Raw genomic sequence first — 23,184 nt, 5'->3', positions numbered from 1 at the left:
TTTTCGACATAAAAATATCCACACAAGGGGATTATACAGACCATTTACGATATGAGATAAGGGATAATCCATGGAGGAGCATATGCACAAGCCGCAGTATGACGCAGGGATGAAGGTTCGTCGCGAGGTATTGGGCGAAGCCCATGTGGCCCGCGCAGATGCTGCGACAACAGCGCTGGATGCACCTTTCCAGTCCCTGATTACCGAAGCAGCCTGGGGGACAGTCTGGGCCTCTGAGCAGATCAGCCGACGCGAACGCTCGATGCTGACGCTGGCCCTTCTTGCGGCACTCGGCAATTTCGATGAGATCCCGATGCACATCCGCGCAACCGCAAATACCGGTGCAACGCCCGAAGATATTGCTGAAGTTTTCCAACATGTTGCCATCTACGCGGGGGTGCCGCGCGCCAATCATGCGCTGAAGCTCGCCAAGAGGACCTATGCCGAAATGGCCGCCGAAGAACGAGGCGACGCCACCCCCGCAGGAGACAGCTGTGACGCCCCCTGATTATTTTACCCGCGACCGCCGCTGGCACCCTCCTGCCTTCACGCCGGACTACAAAACCTCGGTCAGCCGATCCCCGCGATTGCCGCTGCTCAGCCTCGAAAACACTGCCAGCGAAATCACCGGCCCGACGTTTGCGCCCAGCGATATCGCGCCCGGAGACAATGACCTTCTGACCAATTTCGCCCACGATGGCGGCAGTCCGATCGGCGAGCGCATATTGCTGCATGGGCGTGTTCTGGACGAAAACGCACGTCCCGTTCCCAATACACTGGTCGAGATCTGGCAAGCCAATGCCTCGGGCCGCTACCGCCATAAAAAGGACGGCTATCTGGGTGCATTGGACCCCAATTTTGGCGGCTGCGGTCGTGTTCTGACCGATGATCAGGGTGCCTATGCCTTTCGCACAGTGAAACCAGGGGCCTACCCCTGGCGCAATGGCATAAACGACTGGCGGCCTGCACATATACACGTTTCGGTGTTTGGCCGCGCCTTTGCTCAGCGGCTGATCACCCAGCTCTACTTCGAGGGCGATCCGCTGATTGCCCGCTGCCCTATCGTTAGCACCATCCCCGATCCCGCCGCCGTTCAGCAACTGATTGCGCGGCTCGACATGGACGAGACGCTGCCGTTTGACATGATTGCCTATCGCTTTGATATCGTGCTGCGCGGGCGTCGCTCTACCCTGTTTGAAAACCGGCCGGAGGGGAACTGATGGTGCCGCCACTGAAGGAAACCCCGTCTCAGACCGCAGGCCCCTATGTGCATATAGGCCTAGCGCCCGGTGCCGCCGGGTTTGAAATCTATGAGGCCGAGCTGGGTCAGGATATCGCCGGGCCTAATGCCGGGGGCCAGCGCATTCGGGTTCAAGGCCGGGTCTTCGATGGCACCGGCGCAGCTCTGAAGGACGTTTTAATCGAGGTCTGGCAGGCCAATGCCGACGGGCGCTATCCGCATCCGGAGACTCCAACATCCGATGATGCGCGCGGGCCCGTCGAACCCGGTTTTCGTGGCTGGGGCCGCGCGATTTCTGATTTCGACACCGGGGACTGGCAGTTCGAGACCGTGAAACCGGGAGGTGTCTGCGGGCGTGATGGGAAGACCATGGCACCACATATCAACCTCTGGATCGTGGCGCGTGGCATCAACATCGGGCTGAATACCCGGCTCTACTTCGACGATGAGCCGGAGGCCAACGCCAGCGATCCCATCATGGCGCTGATCGAGCAGACCGAGCGGCAAAAAACCCTGATCGCCCGCCGCAAGGATCACGGCAGGGCGGACGATGCGCAGGCACCCGTGACCTATCGCTTTGACATTCACCTGCAAGGGCCGGACGAAACCGTGTTCTTCGATATCTGAGGGCTGATCATGACCAATCCCTGTATCATCTGCGTCGCGATAACCGGCTCTGTGCCGCGCAAGGCCCATAACCCGGCCGTGCCGATCACTGTTTCCGAACAGGTAGAGAGCACACAGGAAGCCTATGAAGCCGGTGCCAGCATCGCCCATTGCCACGTCCGCCAGGACGACGAAACACCAACCTCCGATCCCGACAGGTTTGCTGAACTGATGGACGGGATCCGGCGGCACTGTCCCGACATGATTGTCCAATTCTCTACCGGCGGCCGCTCCGGCGCTGGTCGCGAACGCGGCGGAATGCTGTCTATACGGCCTGATATGGCTTCGCTCTCGGTGGGCTCCAATAATTTTCCAACCCGCGTCTACGAGAACCCGCCGGATCTGGTCGATTGGCTGGCTGCGCAGATGCAGGCCTACGACGTGAAACCGGAAATTGAGGCCTTTGACCTCTCCCATATTCATCAGGCGGTGGCGATGTCGCGTGACGGCCGGTTGAAGGCCCCACTCTACGTCCAGTTTGTACTGGGCGTGAAGAATGCAATGCCGGTGGATCGTGATGTGTTTGACTACTACGTCGAGACCATGCAGCGCCTTGCCCCGGATGCGCAGTGGTGCGCGGCCGGGATCGGAGCCGGACAGATCGAGGTCAACGAATGGGCCATCGCGGCAGGCGGGCACACCCGTACCGGGCTGGAGGATAATCTGCGACTGGACCGGCATACGCTTGCCCCCTCCAATGCCGCACTGGTGCGCCGGACGGCGGATCTGTGCGAACGCTACGGGCGACCCGTTGCTACCGCTCATGAGGCCCGCAGCATTCTGGGCCTGCGCGCAGCCAACGGCTGAAACGGGGCGACCGGCTATCACCTGTCAGCGCAGCAATAGGCCGACCCAAGACACCTCTTTCGGCTGTTTCATGCCCAACCCAACGGACGCGGCGTCAGCCAGCCTGACCCCCTTGTCTGCGCGCATATCGCACCCTATCTCGAGGATGCGCGCGACGCATTCGCAGCAAGAGCCGCTCCTCCCTCGGCTGCTGTAGCCTGATTGCCTAACCCTCCCGAGTTGCACAGGGCTTGGAATGCGCCGCGCGTTACCATCCCTCGCATCCCATTGGCCATGAGATATGCCGCCAAGCCTCCTCAATCCGCGACGTCTTGCTGCTCCGGGATCTGCGACAGATCACGCAATATCGGGCAGTCCGGGCGATTATCGCCGGAACAGCAGGTGACCAGTTCCGACAATGTGTCCCGCATCGCTTCCAGATCCGCGATCTTGAGGTTGATCTTGTCCAGATGTTCTTGCGCCAGTTGTTTGACATCTGCGCTGGCACGGCTCTCATCTTCGTAAAGCGCAAGAAGCGTGCGGCAGTCCTCAATCGTAAACCCAAGCGCGCGGGCACGACCCAGAAACGCCAGCTTGTGAAGGTCGGTCTCCGCAAAACAGCGATACCCGTTTTCGCTGCGCCGCGGTTTGATCAGCCCAATGTCCTCATAGTATCGAATGGTCTTGGCCGGTAGGCCGGAGCGGTTCGCCACATCGCCTATATTCATGGTCGCACCTCTGCCAATTGCTGCGCGCCTCGCGCGCTTGGAAACTTTCCTAAGGGATCTATTTCAGAACTCATCCGACGCAAGCCCAGGCTGTTGCCGAGGCCGGCCACCTTAACGTTCAGTTTTCTGACACGCGCCTGTTCCATGGCTCGCCCCTTTCGACATCTGATCATCCCCTTTTGCGGCAGATATGAGGCTTCCAGTCAGGGGAAGGTCAAGGGCAGATAGCGCAGGTTTCTCGAACAGATGATGTGGCCATACTTACGCCCACCGGACCGGCAGGTGACGGGAACGAAGAGGCCCTCGTCGTATTCTTCTGAGGCGCAGCCAGCCGAAGCCGCTAGTGTGGTAGCGCAAGAAATACACATCCCGCGACGGCCGATGGTTTACGCCCCCCCAATAGGTCTGCCAATATGCCGCTCAGCGCAATTGGCGCCTGCCGTCACTGACAGAACAAAGGAATTTCGCAATGATACGCACTCGCGCCGCTGTGGCCGTTGCCCCGGGCAAACCGCTTGAGATCATGGAAGTGAACCTCGAAGGCCCGAAAAAGGGCGAGGTGCTGGTCGAAATCAAGGCAACCGGCCTCTGCCACACGGATGAATTCACCCGCTCCGGGGATGACCCAGAAGGGATCTTCCCGGCCATCCTGGGCCACGAGGGCGCAGGCGTCGTGATCGAAGTTGGCGAAGGCGTCACCAGCCTTGAAGTGGGCGATCACGTCATTCCGCTTTACACCCCCGAGTGCCGCGAATGCGAGTATTGCCTCAACCCAAAGACAAATCTGTGTCAGGCGATCCGCTCTACCCAAGGTCAGGGCCTGCTGCCGGACGGATCCACCCGTTTCTCGATGCTGGATGGGACACCGATCCACCATTACATGGGCTGCTCGACCTTTGCCAATCACACAGTGGTGCCTGAGATCGCCCTGGCCAAGATCCGCAAGGACGCCCCCTTTGACAAGGTCTGCTACATCGGATGCGGCGTCACCACCGGCATCGGCGCGGTGATCAACACCGCCAAGGTCGAGATCGGGTCGCGCGCGATTGTCTTCGGCCTTGGCGGCATTGGACTCAACGTGATCCAGGGTCTGCGACTGGCAGGTGCGGATCAGATCGTCGGCGTCGACCTCAACCCCGGCAAGGTTGAGATGGCCAAGAAATTCGGCATGACCGACTTCGTAAACCCCTCAGAGGTAGAGGGCGATCTGGTGGCGCATCTGGTTGAGCTGACCAAGGGTGGCGCCGATTACACATTCGACGCGACGGGCAATGTGCAGGTCATGCGGACCGCGCTTGAAGCGGCGCATAAAGGCTGGGGTGAGAGCATCATCATCGGCGTGGCTCCGGCAGGCGCCGAGATTTCGACACGTCCGTTCCAGCTGGTCACAGGCCGCAGCTGGCGTGGCACCGCCTTTGGCGGCGCCGCCGGGCGTACCGACGTGCCCAAGATCGTGGACTGGTATATGGACGGCAAGATCGAGATCGACCCGATGATCACACACAAACTGTCGCTGGACGAGATCAACCATGGCTTCGAACTGATGCACGAAGGAAAGTCGATCCGCGCCGTGGTCGAATTCTGATCCACCCGCATACCCGAGATCATGACGCAGGCCGCAGGGCCTGCGTTTTTTTTTGCACTTCATCTGCCTGCATTCGGGGAACGTCCTGCCAGCAAGGGGTGGCGAGCCGCGTCAACCAAAGGCATAATTGCCCGGCACCTACCCCGCTTTGGTTGAGGACCTTGCTTGAAACTACAAGCCGTTGACATCTCCCGGACCGAATCCGCCGCGACGATCATCTTTCGCACCCTGCGCAAGGCGATCATCACCGGTGAGCTGTCGGATGGAACCCCCCTGCGGCAGGATGAAATCGCCAAGGCCTTTCACACCTCGCGCTTTCCCGTCCGCGAGGCGATTGCCCGCTTGGAACAGCAGGGGCTGGTCACCTCCCAGCGCTACAAGGGTGCCGTGGTCGCAACCCTGTCGATGCAGGACGCCTCAGAAATCTTTGACCTGCGCGCCAAGCTTGAAGCGGATATCATCCGCGCCGCCGTCCCGAACATGACCATGGACATCCTCGCACAGGCGCGCGCGCACCTGGATGCCTTTGCCGCCTGCGATGCGCCAATGCAATGGGGGCCGCTGAACCGAAAATTTCACGGCACGCTCTATAGCGTCAGCGGCTTGCCCTATCACGTCGAGATCGTCGAAACCTCGATGGACCGGATTGATCGCTACCTTCGCGCGCAGCTTGTCTTGAGCGACGGCATGGCCCGCAGCAGCAGGGAGCATCGCGCGATACTGGCGGCTTGCGAAACAGGTGATGCCGATCTCGCGGCCCAGCTGACAGCAGAGCATATTCTGGCTGCCAAAACCTCGCTTGAGGATCAGCTACGCGCGCAGATCCCCTAACGCCGCACTGCCGCCCTACCGCACCTCTAGGATCCGGCGTCCACCGCCTCAAGGCTGACATCGTAGCCCCACAAGCGGCGCAGATGCTTCAACACCTCGTCGCGGTCATCCTCCGACAGGTGAATGCCGTCGCGCACCGTATGGGTCAGCTTCAGCTCGCGGTCGCCTTTCAGATCGGCATCGGTGACCTGAATATCAGGCTCTAAATAGGCCAGATCGTAGGAATGCGCGAGATCGCGCCGCACCGAGCGATAGCCGCTGCGATTGTGGATCTGGCTCACCACCAGATGTGACTGCTCGGCGTCATCAGCGAGGGTGAACAGTTTGAACTTGCGGATGAGATGCGGCGACAGGAACTGCTGGATGAAACTTTCATCGCGGTAATTGGCCCAGGCATCCCGCATCACCCGGCGCCAGTCGGGATCACCCGCGAAATCCGGAAACCATTCGCGATCTTCATCGGTCGGGTTCTCGCAGATGCGGCGAATGTCCTGCATCATCGCAAAGCCCAGCGCATAGGGATTGATGCCAGAATACCGCGGGTCGTCATATTCCGGCTGGAGCACCACATTGGTATGGCTGTGCATCATCTCCATATAGGCGCCTTCGGTCAGGCGGCCCTGCTCGAACAGCTTGTTGATAATGTAATAATGCACAAAGGTCGCGCAGCCCTCATTCATAACCTTGGTCTGTTTCTGGGGGTAAAGATACTGCGCCAGCATCCGCACGATGCGCAGGATTTCAGATTGCCAGGGATCAAGAACCGGGCTGTGTTTCTCCAGAAAATACAGCAAGTTTTCCTGCGGCAGATTCATCAGCTTGCGACGGGCACTATAGGGCTCGTCCCTGATCTGCTCCAGCTTGTCGCCCCCCATGGTCGCATCGGTCCAGATATCCAGAACACTCTGACCGCTTTCATAACCTTCACGCACCTTCTGCATCGCTGCCAGTTCTTCGGTGGTGGGTTTGGGCGGACGGCCATAGCGAAAGACCCCCTGCGATTGCAGCGCATGGGCCGCGTCCAGGATCTCCTCTACTGCGCTGAGCCCGTAGCGCTCCTCGCAGGCGGCGATGTAGTTCTTGGCAAAGGCCAGATAGTCGTGAATGCCGGCCGCATCGGTCCATTGCTGAAACAGGTAGTTGTTCTTAAAAAAATGATTATGCCCAAAGGCCGCATGGGCCATGACCAGCGTCTGCATGGCCATGGTATTTTCTTCCATATTGTAGCTGATACAGGGGTTTGAGTTGATGACGATCTCATAGGCCAGCCCCTGCCGCCCGGTCCGATACAGCGCCTCGTCGCGGGCGAAATGCTTGCCGAATGACCAGTGCTGATACATCAGCGGCAGACCGACGCAGGAATAGGCATCCAGCATCTGCTCGGCCGAGATGATCTCGATCTGGTTCGGATATACATCAAGCCCCAGATCATTCAGCGCAATATCCTCAATCGCGTCCCGCGCAACTTCCAGAAGTTCAAAGGTCCATTCCGGCCCCGTGAACAGTGGCTTCGCGATAGTATCACCCGCCTGCATTCTGCGCCCCTTTTGCCTTGGGGAGGAAGAACTCCCTGAAAATCGGATAGATATGGGAGGGTTGCGACACACGCTGCATCTCAAAATGCGGGACCTGAGCCTTGACCTGCCGGTAGTTCTGCCAGAGATCCTCACCCGCCTCGGGATTGCTCAACAGCATCTCGGCGTTCTCATCGACGATTTCGACATAGGCGTAGTACTGGCAGACCGGCAGCAGCTCTTCCAGAAGCAGCGCCTTGCAACGCGCCGAGTCATTGCCGAAATTCTCCCCATCAGAGGCCTGCGCCCCGTAGATGTTCCACTCATCCGGCGGGTAGCGTTCGGCAACGATCTCCTTCATCTTCTCCAGCGCGGTCGACACGATGGTGCCGCCTGTCTCGCGGGCATAGAAGAAGGTTTCTTCATCAACCTCCTGCGCGTGATGGGTGTGACGCACAAAGACCAGTTCGGTATGCTCATAGCTGCGCGCCAGGAACAGATGCAGCAGCAGGAAGAACCGTTTGGCCAGATCCTTCTCCCGCTCCTGCATGGAGCCAGAGACGTCCATAAGGCAGAACACGACCGCACGGGAGTTGCGGATCTTCTCCGGCACGTGGGTGTCATATCGCAGATCCAGCGGGTCAATATACCCCACCACGCGACGTTTGCGCTCCAGAGCCTCCAACCGGAGGATCAGCTCTTCAAGATAGGCTTCCTGTTCGGTGCTGCGTTCCGCCAGCGCCTGAAGCTCCTCGATCTGTTTTTGCAGCTCGGCTATGGATTTGGCAGTCGGGCGTTGCAGTGCGATCCGACGTCCCAGCGAATTGCGCATCGTCCGCACAAGGTTGAGGTTGTTCGGCGTGCCCGCAGTGGTCAGCCCGGCACGGCGTGTCCCGATGGTTTCAGTCTCTACAGAGGCTTTTTTGACCAGATCTGGAAGCTCAAGACCATCAAACAGGATCTCAAGGTATTCGTCGCGTGTCAGGGTAAAGGAAAATTCATCCGCGCCATCGCCATCCTCGGACGCCTGTTTGCCCCCCTCTCCGGCGCCCCCCTGCGGTCGCTTGAGCGTGTCGCCGACAACAAAATCCTTGTTGCCGGGCAGCACGTGACGGCGGCGCCCCCCCTTGGCGGAATGGTGAAACCGGGGTTCTTTCAAACCCCGTGAGGGAATAGTGACCTTCTCACCTTCGGCAGGAATACCACCACCATCCTTGATCGATTTGTCGCGGACCGATCTGTCCACGCGCTCCTTGATGCTTTCGCGGGCGCGTTCGAGGAACCGTTGCCGGTTCCCCAAACTCTTGCCCTTGGGATTGGCGCGCCTGTCGATAAAGTGATGCATTTGCCACCCACCCTTTGCTGTTAGCCCGCCTTATTTACGCGCATGTACCATTCCACCAACCTGCGAACCTGCCGGTCGGTATAGCCGTGGCTGCGCATCCGTTCGACGAACTCCTGATGTTTGCCTTCGGTCTTGCTGTCCTTCTTCGATCCGAAGGAGATAACCGGAAGCAGTTCCTCGACCTGGCTGAACATGTGTTTCTCGATCACATCCCGCAGCTTCTCGTAGGAGTTCCATGCCGGGTTCGAGCCGGTATTGGCGCGATGACGCAGGGCGAATTTGACCACCTCATTGCGGAAGTCCTTGGGGTTGGCGATGCCTACCGGTTTTTCGATCTTGCTCAGCTCGGCGTCCAGAACCTCGCGGTCATAGAGCTGGCCGGTGTCCGGGTCCTTGTAATCCTGCTCCTCGATCCAGGCATCGGCATAAGAGATATAGCGATCGAACACGTTCTGCCCGTATTCGGTATAGCTCTCCAGATAGGCTTTCTGGATTTCATTGCCGATGAATTCCTCATAGCGCGGGGCCAGTTCCGTTTTGATGAAGGCAAGGTATTTCGCCTCTGTCTCCGCCGGGAATTGTTCGCGTTTGATCATCTGCTCCAGCACATACATCAGGTGCACCGGATCCGCCGCCACCTCATCGGTGTCAAAGTTGAAGGTGGTCGACAGCACCTTGAAGGCAAAACGGGTCGAAATCCCGTTCATCCCCTCGTCGACACCGGCGCGATCCTGATACTCCTGCACGGTCTTGGCCTTCGGGTCGGTGTCCTTCAGGCTTTCGCCATCGTAGACGCGCAGCTTGGAATAGAGATTTGAGTTTTCATGCGGTTTCAGCCTGGTCAGCACCGAAAACCGGCTGAGGATCTTCAGCGTTTCAGGCGCGCATGGGGCCGCAGCCAGCTCGCTGTGTTCGATCAGCTTGTCGTAGATCTTAGCCTCTTCGGAAACCCGCAGGCAGTAAGGCACCTTCACGATCGACACACGGTCGATGAAGGCCTCGTTGTTCTTGTTGTTCTTGAACTGCTGCCATTCACTCTCGTTGGAATGTGCAAGGATCAGCCCGGTGAAGGGGATCGCGCCGAAGCTCTCGGTCCCCATGTAATTGCCTTCCTGCGTCGCCGTCAGCAACGGATGCAGCATCTTGATCGGCGCCTTGAACATCTCGACGAACTCAAGAACGCCCTGGGTCGCACGATTCAGGCCACCTGAGAAACTATAGGCGTCGGGATTGTCCTGGCTGTAATGTTCCAGCTGGCGAATATCGACCTTCCCGACCAGCGTGGAGATGTCCTGATTGTTCTCATCGCCCGGCTCAACCTTCGCAACGCAGATCCGGCGCAGCCGCGACGGATAGAGCCGCACCACCGAGAATCTGTTGATATCGCCGCCGAACTCATCCAGCCGCTGGACCGCCCAGGGCGACATCAGCCCCGGCAGCCGGTGTTGGGCGATGCCATATTCATCGCTCAGCAATTTGCCCATCCGCACCGGATCGAAAAGGCCAAGCGGGCTCTCGAAGATCGGCGACAGCTGATCGCCAGCCTTCAGCACGTAGATCGGCTGCTCCTCTACCAGACGTTTGAGACGTTCCGCGAGCGAGGATTTACCACCGCCGACCGGACCCAGCAGGTAGAGGATCTGCTTGCGCTCCTCCAGCCCCTGCGCGGCGTGGCGGAAATAACCCACGATCCGCTCGATCGTGTCCTCCATGCCGTAGAAATCTTTGAAGGCAGCGTATCGCTTGATGGTGCGGTTCTGAAAGATCGGACCCAGTCGCGCATCTTTTGACGTATCAACCAGCTCCTCTTCGCCAATCGCCTTGAGCATACGTTCGGCGACATTGGCATACATGCTGGGATCATCGCGACAAGCATTCAGATAGTCCTGTAACGACATCTCCTGCTCGCGCGTTTCGCCGTATTGTTCGGCAAAAATTTCGGCAATGTCTTTCATCTGGCTCTAGCCTCCTAGTTACTGCGCGCCGGTCCTCCTGGGGTCCAAGATCGCACACGGACAGAGGGCGCCCAGCGCGAGGGCCAAGTAATGTCCGCGTGAAAATATTCGTCTGAATTCTGCTCGGCGCCGGATCCGGCGATACAAGACCAGCGGGTCACTCTGAGCGGTGACATTCCAGCTGTGGCCTGGGTTTCGGCGTCGTGTACTTAGGATCAACTCTACACCAATTATGTCCTTCAGCCTATCTGAAACTGGTGTCTTTTTGGTTAATTGCCAGTGCGTTTTAATAGAACGCTTGTTCACACATTGGCGATATAGACGTGACCCGAACAGCCGAAACCGGCCCCCTTTCTGACGGCTCTTCAGCCTGCGGACACATGGAACCACCATAAACAGAAGGCAAATAAACGCAGCGCCCATCGCAAATGCACCGCAAACCCACCGCAGCCACCTCCCTAACGTCAACCAGAGGGGATCATTAACAAAAACCGACGGATAAACTTCGATGCAAATTGAATACAAATTAGCCACACCCTGATCTTTTCGGTAAAAATCCGCTCATCAAAACCTAGACAAGGCCGCTGGGAAGGCAGCAATATGGCGGCAATATGGCCGCGGAGACGGCTGATGGGCAAAACAATGCAGGCTACCTGGGCGTCACGGTTTCGGCGCTTTGGTCTTTTGACGAGCGGTATATAAAAATGAGTACGGTTGGATACATCGTCCGCGACATGGCGGGCACCAAGCAGCATGGTACATCTGCTGACACCCCCCAGGCGACAATTGCGACAGCAACCGCGAAAGACATTTCGCTGAACCTCGGACCCTCCGATGTCGAAAGCTACGCGCGGCGGGGCCAGGACCTGCATATTACGCTGATCGACGGTCAGGTGGTGGTGCTGGACGATTTCTTCAACACCGATGCGACAGGTGGCAAGAACCTGTTCCTCAGCGAGGAAGGCAACTTCATCGAAGTGGTTCTGGAGGACCGCACCGATGGCATGCTCTATGCCAGCTACGAACCTCTCGACATGAGCGGCAAGTGGAGCGCCTACGATGACATGGTGTTCCTTGACGTGGACCGCATCGAACCGGTTGTAGCCCCCCTTGTGGCCCCGCTGATCGGCGGCCTCGGCACCGCAGGCGCCGCAGCTGGCGTCGTTGGCGCGGCGGCCATTGTTGGCGCAGGCGGCGGTGGTGGTGGCGGAGGCGGCGGGGCCGTCACGCCAACCGTCGACAATCCCGATGCGACCTATCCGGTTGCAGGCTCGACCACCGAAGATGTGATCGTCAGCGGCACCGGCGCCCCCGGCTCCACCGTGGAAGTCACGCTCGGCACAATTACCGAAACCGTCACGGTCAAGGATGATGGCACCTGGGTTGCCAACTTCCCGGTGACCAACCTGCCGCCGGATGGCTCCTACGAGACCACAGTTTATGTAAAAGATCCGGCCGGTACCGAATTCAATCTGGATGGTCCCTCGGTCATCATCGACACCACCCCGCCGCCAATCGACGTCAACACTGTCGAAGGCGACGATCACATCAACTATATCGAAGTGGCCGACGGTGTTGTGATCAACGGCACCGGCGAAGCAGGGGCCAGCGTCAGTGTTGTGTTCCAGGGTGTGACCCGCACAACCACCGTGGCCGATGATGGAACATGGTCGGTGAACTACAGCGTGAACGAAGTGGCGACGGGCATCTACAGCTCCACCATCGAAGTCACCAGCGCCGACTCCTTTGGCAACACAAGCACCACGACTCACACGGTCGACGTCGACACCGAAACCCGGGTCACGATCAACACCCAAGTGGGCACTGATCACATGATCAGCGGCGCGGAACAGGCAGCGGGCATTACCCTCACCGGTACAGCCGAGGCGGGGTCGAGTGTTGTGGTGACCTTCCAGGGGGTCAGCCGTACCGTAACCGCAGATGCGCAGGGTAACTGGTCGGCCAGCTATCTCAGCTCTGAAATTGCAACCGGCACCTATGACGCAAGCGTCTCTGCCGTGGCAACAGACACCAGCGGCAATACCAGCTCCACCTCCACCAAGATCCCGGTCGATACTGAAACCATGGCGTCGCTCGACGCGGTTCAGGCCGGCGACAATGTGATTTCCGCGCCGGAAGTCGCCAGCGGCGTAACCCTGACCGGCAAGGCCGAGCCAGGCGCCAGTGTCGCGGTGACGCTCGAGGGAACGACACGCACGGTCACTGCCGATGCGCAGGGCAACTGGAGCGCCGATTTCACCAGCAGCGAGATCCCGACCGGTGAATATGACGCCAATATTTCGGTGACAGCAACTGATGCACTGGGCAACACTGCCTCCACCACCGGCACCGTCCGTGTGGATACCGAAACCGATATCACCCTCAGCAATCCGCTGGCGGGCGACAATATGATCAATGCGGCAGAGGCTAACAACGGTCTGGACCTGACCGGCACCGCCGAAGCGGGCGCCAGCGTTGTGGTCCAGCTGGGAACAGCCACCCGCACTGTGACAGCCAACGCCCAGGGGCAATGGACGGCCAGCTTCGCCGGGTCGGATATCGCCGATGGCACCTATGACACAACGGTGACCGCAACAGCGACCGATGCCTACGGCAATACCGCCTCGACCAGCAGCCAGATCCGTGTGGATACCACCACCAGCGTTGGGCTTGATAGCGGGCAGGCCGGTGGCGACGATGTGCTGAACGGTGCCGAAGCCGCAGGTGGTCTGACCCTGACCGGCAGCGCCGAGCCAGGCGCCTCTGTCGCGGTGACCTTCCAGGGCATCACCCGGACCGTCACCGCCGACGCACAGGGCCGCTGGAGCGCGCCCTACGCAACCAACGAAATCACCCCCGGCGAGTATGACGCCCCGATCAGCGTCACCGCGACCGATGCGGCCGGCAATAGCGAGAGCACCTCCGGCACCTTGCGTGTCGATACCTCGACCGCTGTCAGCATTGATGCCACCCAGGCAGGCGGCGACAATATCGTCAACGCAGCAGAGGCGCAGGCCGGTGTCACGCTCACAGGCAACGCCGAGCCCGGCTCCGTGGTTTCGGTGACCGTTGCAGGCGTGACCCGCAGCGCAACCGTGGCTTCAAATGGCAACTGGAGTGCGCTGTTCGAGCCCGGCGCGCTGGCTGCTGGCGAATACAATACCTCGGTCACAGTGTCGGCAACGGACGCGGCGGGTAACACCGCTTCGGCCTCCTCTGCCCTGCGGGTGGACACCGTTGCGGGCACTGTGACGCTATCTCCCGACCCGATCGAGATCGACGATGTGATCAACGCTGTCGAACGCGCCGACGGTGTCGAAATCAGCGGCACCGCGACGCCAGGCCTGACCGTGACCGTTGGCCTTGGCACCGCAAGCCGTCAGGTCGTCGCCGATGCAAACGGCGACTGGGCGACCACCTTCCCGGCGGCCCAGATCCCGACCGGCACCCGCAACCTGCCGATCACCGCCTCCATCATCGATGACGCGGGCAATACCGCGAGCGTTTCAGATAGCGTTGCGCTCGATACGCTGGTGACGCCGTTAACGGTGCAACCGAACCAGACCTCGGACGACATCGTGAACAAGGCAGAGCAGCAGGCGGGTGTCACCTTCAGCGGAACTGTCGAAGCAGGATCGACGGTGGTGATCAACGTTGAAGGCAAAGAGCAGACTGCCACAGTCGACGCCCTCGGCAACTGGACGGCGACGCTCGACGACGCAACATTGCCGGACGGTGACCGCACCGTGACAGCCTCCATTACCGCGACCGACGCTGCCGGTAACGAACGCAGCATCACCGAGCAGTTCGACATCGACACATTGGTTGATCCGGCGTCCATCTATGCGCTGAAAATCACTGGCCAGGGCATTCTTGAGCTGGAAACCAAGGACGCGACCGACAATTACGCGGTCAATACGCTGAACCCGGCAGGCACTGTTGGCTCTCCCGCGGCGACCAAGACGGTCGACCCGCAGGATGGCACCGAGTTTGCCTTCGGCACGCCGATCCCGGATGGCACACATCTGGTCCTGTCGCGCAGCGATGATGTTGGCAATACCTCCAGCACCTTGGTGATCTTTGATGACAACGCAACCAACAGCGGCACCATCAATCACGCCGGGCTGGGCCAGTTCAACATCGACCATCTGGACCTGCAATTTGCAAACGATGTGCACCTCACACTCAATGAAGCTGACATCAAGGCACTGTCGAACAATTCCGACACCCTGACGATCCACGGCAGCGACAATGACAACGACCAGATCACCCTCACCGGCGGCAACGCCGCGAGCGCGGGCACCCGTGTGGTCGATGGTGAACTCTACAATGTCTATACCATTGGCAACGATGGCACGACGCTGATCGTCGATCAGGACGTTCAGGTGGTCTTCTGATCCACAGCGATCACCCGGGGGCCGTTTGGCGCAAACCAACGGCCCCCGGCAAAACTACCCGGCAACAAGGGTAAGGGCACAGGCGATGCGAGGGGGCAGAATGCAATTGGGACGACCCATTGGCGCGGTGGCACTGTTGTGCTGCCTGTCGGCCTGCATGCAGTCCCTGCCCTTTGCCAAAACCGGCGAAGGCGCCGAAACCGATGTCAATCGGCGCGCCAGCAGCTTTGCCCAGCCGGATGCCAAAAACCCCTCGGTGGTGATCTCAACCCTGATGCAGCGTCAGTCCCTGCTTGAAGACGGCAGTGTCTATGACGTTGTTGCGCAATCCGCGATTTCCGCCTCTGCCCGCGCTGCCGAGGCCGAGCTGACCAGCGCCAAACTGCGTGCGGAGGCCAAATCCAAGAACTGGCTGCCGACGCTTGGCCCCTCTGTCAGCCTCACCGATCTCGGGGATCTGGTGGCGGGTATCCTGATTGAACAGGTGTTGTTCGACAATGGACGCCGCAAGGCCGAGCGCGCCTTTGCCGCCGCCGATGTCGAAGTCGCAGCGGTCAACCTCTCGATTGACATGAACAGCCGTGTAGAGACGGCCTTGGGCCTCTATGTCGCGGGCCTGCGCGGTGCTGAGAAAGCTGCGATCGGCACCCGCGCCCTGTCGCGGATGTATGAATTTGAACGTATCGTGAAGGGGCGCGTTGATGGCGGCGTGTCGGACCGGTCCGACCTCAACGTAGTGCAGAGCAAGATCAACGGCATCCGCTCAGCCGTGGCCACGGCCAAGGACGCCACCGCCACCTCAACAGCCGAACTCAGGGCGATGACCGGTCAAAGCTTCGACGGGACGCCAAGCCACCTGCAACTGGCGACCCCGCCGGAGGCCGGTGCCTATCTCACCGTTCTCAAAGCCGAAGCCGAGGCCACCCGCAGTGTCGAACAGGCCAAGATGGAGCGCGCAGGTCTGCTGCCGCAGGTCTCAGCCGCGGGCAATGTCACCAGCGATGGTTCGGGCGCCGGACTGACCCTTGATCTGGCGCAGCCCTTTGGCCTTGGCACGCCTGCGGCGCTGAAAGCGATCGAAGCCTCCAAGGAAATTGCCAAACGGCAGGTATCCGAGGCCGAGGAAGATGCACGCCGCGATTTCAGTCGCCAGATGCAACGCCTCGCCTCTTATCGTAGGCAAGAGGCCGAAGCGGCATCCCTGGCGCAGACCAGCCGCGAGACTTATCGCCTGTTTCAGGCACAGTTTAAGGCCGGGCAACGCTCGGTCATGGATGTGGTATCCATCTACGAAGAGGTGGTACGCCGCGAACACGCCCATATCGACGCAAAATACGAAGTCGTTCTGATCCAGCTGGCGCTGGCAAGCGATATGGGACTATTGGCCGATGGGGACCGGATTTGAGCAATTCCAACCGCCCGACAGATGACACCGTGCTGCGGACCGTCCCCCCTGCCCCGCGCGACACTGGGACGGCAGGACGTGCCAGTGGTGGCAAACCGGTGCTGCGCGCCATTGATACCCAGTCGACGCCACATCTGGCGCCGGCCGCGGCCGCCCCTGCGCCGGCCCCCGGTCCCGCGACCCCACCGATGCCCGATGTCGATCTGACCGGCCTGCTGGAGGATGGAAACGTGGGCGAGGTCAGCGCGCTGATCGAGGACGCAACAGCGCGTATTCAGCATCGCGCCGCGCTCATCGCGACCTTTGCAGCCCTTAAAGGCACGAATGTCGCCCTCAGCGACCTTGCCGAACATATGTGGCGCAATGATCCGGGCGATGTCTCCGTCGACTCGCTTGCCCGTGCGCTTCAGACCACGGGGATGCAGGCGCAGATCAATCATCAGGTGCCGCTCATCCCCGAAAGCTGGCCCGCGCTGGCCATGATGAACAATGGCCAATGCGTTCTGGTCTTGTCGCAAAGCCGGGATATGCTGAGCGTCTATGACACCACTTGCACAGATAATCGCGCGGATGTGCCAGTGGCCGAGTTCGGCCCCTATTTCACCGGCACAACGCTGGGCGCACGCAATTCCCTGAAACAGATCGCCGCCCGCCATACACCGCAGCTGGAAAGTGATCACTGGTTCTGGGGCGAGTTCCCCAAATACCGCCGTCAGGTCGGCGAGATCATGCTCGGCTCGCTGGTTGCCAATATTCTGGCCGTCTCAGTCGCGCTGTTCTCGCTGCAGGTCTATGACCGCGTGGTTCCTCACCAGTCCCATGCGACGCTCTGGGTGCTGGCAATCGGCGCCTTCCTTGCGATCATGCTGGAAGCACTGCTGAAGCTGGCCCGTGCCCGGCTGACAGATGCCGCCGGACGCCAGATCGAGCTGTCGGTGCAGAACAACCTGATGCGGCGGTTGATCGGGATGCGCTCTGACAAGAAACCACTGCCCCCGTCAGGTCTGTTTGCCGCGATGCGCGATTTCGGATCGGTGCGCGAGTTCTTTACCTCCACCACGATTTCCACACTGGCCGACATTCCGTTCATCGCCGTGTTCCTGCTGCTGGTGGCATCGATTGCGGGCCCGATCGTCTGGATTATCATTGCAGGTGGCATCCTGATGCTGCTGCCCGCCTATTTCATGCAGAAGCGCATGATCGCGCTGACACGTCAGACACAGGGCGCAAATGCCAAAGCCGGACGCCTGCTGCATGAGGTCGTGAACGAGCTGGACACGCTGAAGAGCCAGCGCGGCGAAGACCGGGTTCTGCGGCTCTGGGATGAGCTGAACACGCTCTCCACTCATGCCGCGACCGAGCAGCGCCGCCTTGCCAGCGCGCTTACCCACTGGTCGCAGGGGGTCCAGCAGGCCACCTATATCGGCTCTGTCGTGGTGGGCACTCTGATGGTTTTCGCCGGTGAGTTCACCGTCGGTACCATCATCGCAACCGGTATTCTGACCAGCCGCACGCTGGCACCTCTGACCCAGTTTGCCGCCACGCTGGCCCGCTGGAGCAACGTCAAAGGTGCGCTGGAAGGACTGGACGCCATCGCCAACTCCGCTCAGGAAAAAGAAGACGAACGCTCTTATCTGCGCCGCGACAGCCTGCAAGGCCGGTTCGAACTGCGCGAAGTGATGTTTCGCTATGACGAAGACGGCGCCCCGACGCTGGACGTGCCGGGCGTTGCCGTTACCCCCGGCCAGCGGGTTGCGGTTCTTGGCGTCAACGGCTCCGGGAAATCGACGCTGTTGAAACTGATGTCGGGACTTTATGCGCCGGACCGTGGACGGGTGATGATTGACGGCACCGACATGACCCAGATCGACCCGCGCGACCTGCGCCGCCATATCGGCTATCTCAGCCAGGATGTGCGGCTGTTTGCCGGGACGCTGCGCGAGAACCTGAACCTCAACCAGCTGGAACGCGACGACGACCGGCTGATGACGGCGCTGGATTTTGCAGGTCTCGGCGCCCATGTGCGCAATCACCACAAGGGCCTCGATCTGGAAATCTTCGACGGTGGCGGCGGGCTGTCCATCGGGCAGCGCCAGTCGATCGGCTGGGCGCGCCTGTGGTTGCAGAACCCGTCAATTGTGCTTCTGGATGAACCCACTGCCGCACTGGACCAAACGCTGGAACGCACATTGGTCAGCCGTCTGGAAACCTGGCTGGAGGGTCGCACGACAGTGATTGCGACACATCGGATGCCGATCCTGTCGCTGACCAACCGGACGCTGATCCTGCAATCCGGGCGCATGGTGGTCGACGGACCGCGTGATCAGGTTCTGGCACATCTTGCCGCAGGTGAGGGCAAATGACCTCGACCGGCTACGATCTTCGCGAAACCTCGCGTGGGGCGAGCCGCATCATCTATCTGGCGGCGGGCGCTCTGGTGGTGTTTCTGATCTGGGCCAGCTTTGCTTGGGTCGACGAAATCGTTCGTGCCGACGGCGAGGTTGTGTCCTCCTCGCGCTCTCAGATCGTGCAGAACCTGGAAGGCGGCATTCTTGCCGAACTCCATGTGCATCAGGGCGACACGGTGAAGGCCGGGCAGATCCTCGCCCGTCTGCAGGATACCAAGTTCCGCGCCGCCGCTGATGATCTGCAGGACCGGATCGACGCGCTGGAAATCAAACAATACAGGCTTGAGGCCGAACTGGAGGGTGCGTTTGATTTCAATGTTCCCGACGATCTGGCCGAACGCTCCCCAGGCATCTACACCTCGGAGCGTGCGCTGCTGAATGCCCGGCAGACCGATTTCACCAGTCGCCGCGCCAGCGCCCGCGAGATCCTCGACCAGCTGAAGGACGAACTGGCCAATATGCAGCGTCTCTACAAGAAAGAGATCGTGGCGTTGATTGAGGTCAACCGCGCGCAAAAGGCCGTGAGCGACGCACAGGCCAAATACAATGAAATTGGCACCCAGTCAGAGCTGGAGCTGGCGGAGGATTACTCCAAAACCCTTCGCGAGCTGACCTCATACCGGCAGGAGCTGCGGCTGGCGCAGGATCAGCTTGACCGAACCGTGATCACCTCGCCCATGGCCGGGATCGTCAACAGCCTTGCGGTCACCACCATCGGCGGCGTGATCCGCCCCGGTGAGGAAATCGTCGAGATCATCCCGCTCGGCGAGGAAATGTTTGTAGAGGCACGGGTGAAGCCCGAAAACATCGCCAGCGTCCAACCCGGCCAGGATGCCACGATCAAGCTTTCAGCTTATGATTACACCATCTACGGATCGCTGCGCGGCAAGGTGGATTTTGTCTCGCCCGATACCTTCGAAGACGAGCGCAATCCCCGTGCAGAGCCGTACTACCGGGTGACGGTGAAGGTTGATCGTTCCGAATTTACCGAACGCCAGCAGGCCATCGAGATCCGCCCGGGGATGCGCGCCACCGCTGAATTGCAGACCGGCAGCAAAACGATCCTGAACTACATGCTGAAACCGCTGTATAAATCCCGCGAGGCCCTGCGCGAACCCTAAGGCAACACATCCAGAAACCCCGCGATCCAATTGGATGCAGGGGGGCTGTCTAAGGGGTTGATCGCTTGGAGAAAACCGGCGTGTATCCGCGGCCGTCAGCTGGTTTCCTCGGATCGGTGCTGCCTAAAGATCCTTCGCAAGATGGATGAACGGGGTCTGCTCGACCGGTCTGAATGCCGGTTTGTCCCCGTATCGTACCATCAGCTGGCGGACCGCATCATCGCCAGTACGGTCTGATCAAACGAAGTTCCGATTGAGACCCGACGATTGCCCATCGCCGCTTTGGCCGAGATAACCGAGACCAGTCGCGGCATCCGGCCCGGAACGACGTCAAAGACAGGCGCGCCTGACGCACCGAAATCAACCCGGCACGTCATCACCACGACCTGCGCCTGTCGCGCCAGAACGTGGCAGTTCTGTTCCAGATTTGGACGGTTCTGCTGCGCCATCGAATAAGACAGCACTTCAACCGACGCCCCGCGCGCCGGACGATTGGCCAGTTCAAAGGGCTGGATCATGTTGCGGCTGATTGGCCGATCCAGACGCAGGATCGCAATATCGCTGCCCAATTGTGAATCGCCGAGTGGCTGATACTCGTAGCTCGGGTGGACAACCGCCTTGGTGACAGACCGCGCCGCCTTGGCATGTCGCCCGTTCAGCCCCGCTTCGAACCGGATGCTGGTCGGATCAATCTGGCGGCCGGTGTCGGGGTTGTAGACGCAATGCGCCGCCGTCACGACCAGATCGGGTGCCACCAAGGCCCCGGTACACATATTCCGTCCTGAAATGTTCAGCCGACCCACGGCTTCCCATCCAATAACGGAGGTGATGCTCGACTGCGGATCTTCCGCAGCAGAGCTATCAGGCATGCCAAACAGGAGGCATGCCGCAAAAGCAGCAAAAATGCGTTTCATCGCCCACTCCAAATTCCCACGCTCACACCTTGGTTCAAGCGTGCGGCTGGAATGAGACGCAAAACTGCCCGACATGGCCGAAACCATGCGCAAAATAAGTCTCTCTACACAAATCAGGACCCCCCCCAGGGTTTTGATGCCCCATCATCGCAAAAAAACCGCAGAGCGCACACAATTTCTCGGGTGTTTTATTAACTTTTTAGTAAACCTTTGTGATCGCTTAATAAATTCTCACGGTGGCAAATCAGGCTGCAGCCGGTCGCTGGCAGCTGACGATGGCATTACGGCCACCGTGCGGCAGGGTTGCCACATTGCCGCAGGCGCCGCGCGGCAGGTCGGTCGACAGAGCACAGGAAGAGCCGTTTTAACTTTCAAATAACCAAAACTCCGCCTTAACCTTCCCTTAGGGTTTATCTGCAATATCTTAACGCGCGGTGGTGTGATGCTGCCAATTCGACCTATCTGGAGCGGCGCAGCCCCCTGATCGGCTCAAGAAGAATCGCATAGAGCCGGGGAATCAGGGCCCACATAGCAGCGCCAATCGCCAGGCAGATCAGCAGCACAGCCGCCGCACGAAACATCTCCAGAAACCCCAGGGTCGCAATGCCGGGTATGCTGACGGCAGGCGACAGGATCTGTCCCAGGAACACCGATGCCATCAACGCGCCCGCCACAACGCCGCGCCGCGAGGCGGGTGACAGCGCCAAGGCCAGCGCAACGAAATTCGGCATCACCGTGGCCAATCCGGAACCGATGGCGACCATCGCCAGGCTTTGCCACAGGGTGCCGCCCCCCGTCAGCATCAGAAACCCGCTGCTCATCAAGGCATATCCCAATGCGTAGGCGCCCGCCGCACCGAGCCAGCGATTGATGCGCAGGTAAAGAAAACCTGTCATCCCGCCAGATAGTGTCAGCACCCCCAACAGAAGCCCAGTTTTTGCGGAATGATCGCCAGCCTGCGTCGCCAGAAAAAATGGCAGCTGTGTCGGCATCATGAAGAAAACCAGACTGGTTATCATCTGCAACGATGCCAAGCCGACAAGCAGCACAGGCCAAGCCGAACGGGCTGCGCCCTCGGTTGATCCGGTTGCGGTTTCGCTCCGCTGGGCCGGATCCGGCTCTGCCAGGTAACGCCAAACCAGCGGCAAAAGAAGGATCGCAACCGCGTAAATCGCAAAGGGAAGCCGGGTTGAGATCACCGCCAGCGCCCCAGCTGAGGTGATGAAGATCAGCCCCCCGAAGTTGCGTGCCGATGTCTGCAAACCCATCATAGAACGCCGCGCGTCGCCGGTGAAATAATCGCCGATCAGCGCTGTCTGGGCAGTCATGATCATCGCCACCGCCACGCCCAAGAGCAACCTGCTGATCATGATCGCCGTCAGGTTCGGCAGCACCGCCCCTGCGGCGCCGCTGACGGCAAACAACGCAATACCCAGCAGCAGCATCCAGCGCCGCCCGTATCTATCCGCCATCCACCCGGCGAGCGGCGCGCAGATCAGAACCGACAGCGACGGTGCAGAGACCAGGAACCGCGTCAGCAAGGCCGCATTCGGTGTATCGGCGAACTCGGCCTCAAGCCCGGGAAGGGCCGGGCTGATGGTGGCGTTCGCCATAATGGTCAGGGTTGCGGCGAATAGCAGGGCCAGCGCGCGCGGATCCTTCCAGACTGCATCAGAAATCGGGGCTGCCGGTACAGACATGCCAGTCTCCTCTTGTAGGTGTGAGCATTCTGGCGCAGCCTGCAACTTCAAGTTCACTTTAGGTCAAGAGGAAAGAGCGATGCGCCTGTACGACATCGGAGAAGTAGCCGCCCGATGTGGCGTCACCCCCGCCACATTGCGGTATTACGAAGAGCTCGGCCTTATCACCTCGCTCGCGCGCAAGGGATTGCGGCGGCAATTCGGGCCTGAGACCTTGTTGCAGCTATCGGTCATCGCGCTTGGCAAGGCAGCCGATTTCTCGCTGGCGGAAATTTCGGGGATGTTTGGCTCGGATGGGCGGCCGGACCTGCCACGCGATGAGCTGCACCAAAGGGCGGACAAGCTGGATCAACAGATCCGCAACCTGTCGACGCTTCGTGACGCGATCCGCCATGTGGCCAACTGCCCTGCGCCATCGCATATGGAGTGCCCAACCTTTCAACGGCTCCTGAAGGTCGCGCGACGGACCCGTGGCTGAAACCGGGCCACCTCCTCCTTCGGCGACGCTTTCTGGCGGCAATTGTATGTGATCGTAGACTTCTGCGCCCGTTGCCACATATCGCAGAGGATATCGGAACAGCGCGAGGCG

At 60.1% G+C, this 23,184-nt stretch carries 17 protein-coding genes; 11 read left to right on the top strand and 6 right to left on the bottom strand.

What is annotated here, in order from left to right; genetic code table 11:
* Positions 1-82: 82 nt before the first annotated feature.
* Genes pcaC through VWY75_RS02215 form a run of 4 tightly spaced genes read left to right on the top strand, consistent with a single transcriptional unit; the run spans position 83 to position 2,713 of the window.
* A complete protein-coding gene (gene pcaC, locus VWY75_RS02230; RefSeq protein ID WP_416536371.1) occupies positions 83-508 on the top strand; it encodes a 4-carboxymuconolactone decarboxylase in 426 nt (141 codons plus the stop codon).
* Positions 495-1,220, top strand: a complete 726-nt coding sequence (gene pcaH / locus VWY75_RS02225) for a protocatechuate 3,4-dioxygenase subunit beta (RefSeq protein ID WP_416537139.1) — start codon at positions 495-497, stop codon at positions 1,218-1,220. Before pcaC ends, pcaH begins: the two co-directional genes overlap by 14 nt.
* On the top strand, positions 1,220-1,867 hold the full coding sequence (gene pcaG / locus VWY75_RS02220) for a protocatechuate 3,4-dioxygenase subunit alpha (RefSeq protein ID WP_416537138.1): 648 nt from the start codon (positions 1,220-1,222) through the stop codon (positions 1,865-1,867). The genes pcaH and pcaG overlap by 1 nt, the downstream gene beginning before the upstream one ends.
* A gap of 9 nt (positions 1,868-1,876) precedes the next feature.
* Complete coding sequence (locus VWY75_RS02215) at positions 1,877-2,713, top strand: 3-keto-5-aminohexanoate cleavage protein (protein ID WP_416537137.1); 837 nt, start codon at positions 1,877-1,879, stop codon at positions 2,711-2,713.
* 296 nt (positions 2,714-3,009) lie between these two features.
* Here VWY75_RS02215 and cueR read toward each other — a convergent pair whose 3' ends face one another.
* Positions 3,010-3,420: a Cu(I)-responsive transcriptional regulator gene (gene cueR / locus VWY75_RS02210; protein ID WP_340544153.1), complete on the bottom strand. Its 411-nt coding sequence runs from the start codon at positions 3,418-3,420 to the stop codon at positions 3,010-3,012.
* 469 nt (positions 3,421-3,889) lie between these two features.
* Here cueR and VWY75_RS02205 point away from each other — a divergent pair, with 469 nt between their 5' ends.
* Both VWY75_RS02205 and VWY75_RS02200 read left to right on the top strand, forming a co-directional pair.
* Entirely contained in the window at positions 3,890-5,005 is a 1,116-nt protein-coding gene (locus tag VWY75_RS02205; RefSeq protein WP_340544152.1) for an S-(hydroxymethyl)glutathione dehydrogenase/class III alcohol dehydrogenase, read from the top strand.
* A 165-nt stretch (positions 5,006-5,170) separates the two neighbouring features.
* Positions 5,171-5,836, top strand: a complete 666-nt coding sequence (locus VWY75_RS02200) for a GntR family transcriptional regulator (protein ID WP_416537136.1) — start codon at positions 5,171-5,173, stop codon at positions 5,834-5,836.
* A gap of 26 nt (positions 5,837-5,862) precedes the next feature.
* Here the strand turns inward: VWY75_RS02200 and VWY75_RS02195 are convergent, their stop codons facing one another.
* From VWY75_RS02195 to VWY75_RS02185, 3 genes are read right to left on the bottom strand one after another with little or no spacing between them, the layout of a single operon-like run.
* Complete coding sequence (locus tag VWY75_RS02195) at positions 5,863-7,371, bottom strand: SpoVR family protein (protein WP_416537135.1); 1,509 nt, start codon at positions 7,369-7,371, stop codon at positions 5,863-5,865.
* A complete protein-coding gene (locus VWY75_RS02190) occupies positions 7,358-8,695 on the bottom strand; it encodes a YeaH/YhbH family protein (RefSeq protein ID WP_416537134.1) in 1,338 nt (445 codons plus the stop codon). Before VWY75_RS02190 ends, VWY75_RS02195 begins: the two co-directional genes overlap by 14 nt.
* Before the next feature lie 20 nt (positions 8,696-8,715).
* Positions 8,716-10,650 (bottom strand): PrkA family serine protein kinase, encoded by a 1,935-nt coding sequence (locus VWY75_RS02185; RefSeq protein WP_416537133.1) that lies wholly within the window; start codon positions 10,648-10,650, stop codon positions 8,716-8,718.
* A gap of 704 nt (positions 10,651-11,354) precedes the next feature.
* Here VWY75_RS02185 and VWY75_RS02180 point away from each other — a divergent pair.
* From VWY75_RS02180 to VWY75_RS02165, 4 genes are all read left to right on the top strand, one after another.
* Positions 11,355-15,047, top strand: coding sequence for an Ig-like domain-containing protein (locus VWY75_RS02180; protein WP_416537132.1), 3,693 nt, complete (start codon positions 11,355-11,357; stop codon positions 15,045-15,047).
* Between the two features lie 100 nt (positions 15,048-15,147).
* The gene (locus VWY75_RS02175; protein WP_416537131.1) at positions 15,148-16,452 is read left to right on the top strand and encodes a TolC family protein; all 1,305 of its coding nucleotides are present in this window, start codon (positions 15,148-15,150) and stop codon (positions 16,450-16,452) included.
* Positions 16,449-18,815, top strand: a complete 2,367-nt coding sequence (locus VWY75_RS02170) for an ATP-binding cassette domain-containing protein (RefSeq protein ID WP_416537130.1) — start codon at positions 16,449-16,451, stop codon at positions 18,813-18,815. The genes VWY75_RS02175 and VWY75_RS02170 overlap by 4 nt, the downstream gene beginning before the upstream one ends.
* A complete protein-coding gene (locus tag VWY75_RS02165) occupies positions 18,812-19,981 on the top strand; it encodes an HlyD family type I secretion periplasmic adaptor subunit (protein WP_340544139.1) in 1,170 nt (389 codons plus the stop codon). Before VWY75_RS02170 ends, VWY75_RS02165 begins: the two co-directional genes overlap by 4 nt.
* Positions 19,982-20,181: 200 nt before the next feature.
* Here the strand turns inward: VWY75_RS02165 and VWY75_RS02160 are convergent, their stop codons facing one another.
* A complete protein-coding gene (locus VWY75_RS02160) occupies positions 20,182-20,895 on the bottom strand; it encodes a trypsin-like serine peptidase (RefSeq protein ID WP_416537129.1) in 714 nt (237 codons plus the stop codon).
* Positions 20,896-21,353: 458 nt separating this feature from the next.
* Positions 21,354-22,595, bottom strand: a complete 1,242-nt coding sequence (locus tag VWY75_RS02155; protein ID WP_416537128.1) for an MFS transporter — start codon at positions 22,593-22,595, stop codon at positions 21,354-21,356.
* Between the two features lie 79 nt (positions 22,596-22,674).
* On the opposite strand from VWY75_RS02155, the gene VWY75_RS02150 reads away from it, so the two are divergent.
* The gene (locus tag VWY75_RS02150) at positions 22,675-23,073 is read left to right on the top strand and encodes a helix-turn-helix domain-containing protein (RefSeq protein WP_416537127.1); all 399 of its coding nucleotides are present in this window, start codon (positions 22,675-22,677) and stop codon (positions 23,071-23,073) included.
* The last annotated feature ends 111 nt before the right edge of the window (positions 23,074-23,184 follow it).

Source organism: Phaeobacter sp. JH20_08, assembly GCF_048056635.1.
Classification (GTDB): Bacteria; Pseudomonadota; Alphaproteobacteria; order Rhodobacterales; family Rhodobacteraceae; genus Phaeobacter; species Phaeobacter bryozoorum.
The sequence above is the reverse complement of the archived record's forward strand: the minus strand, read 5'-3'. Positions and strand labels throughout refer to the sequence as shown.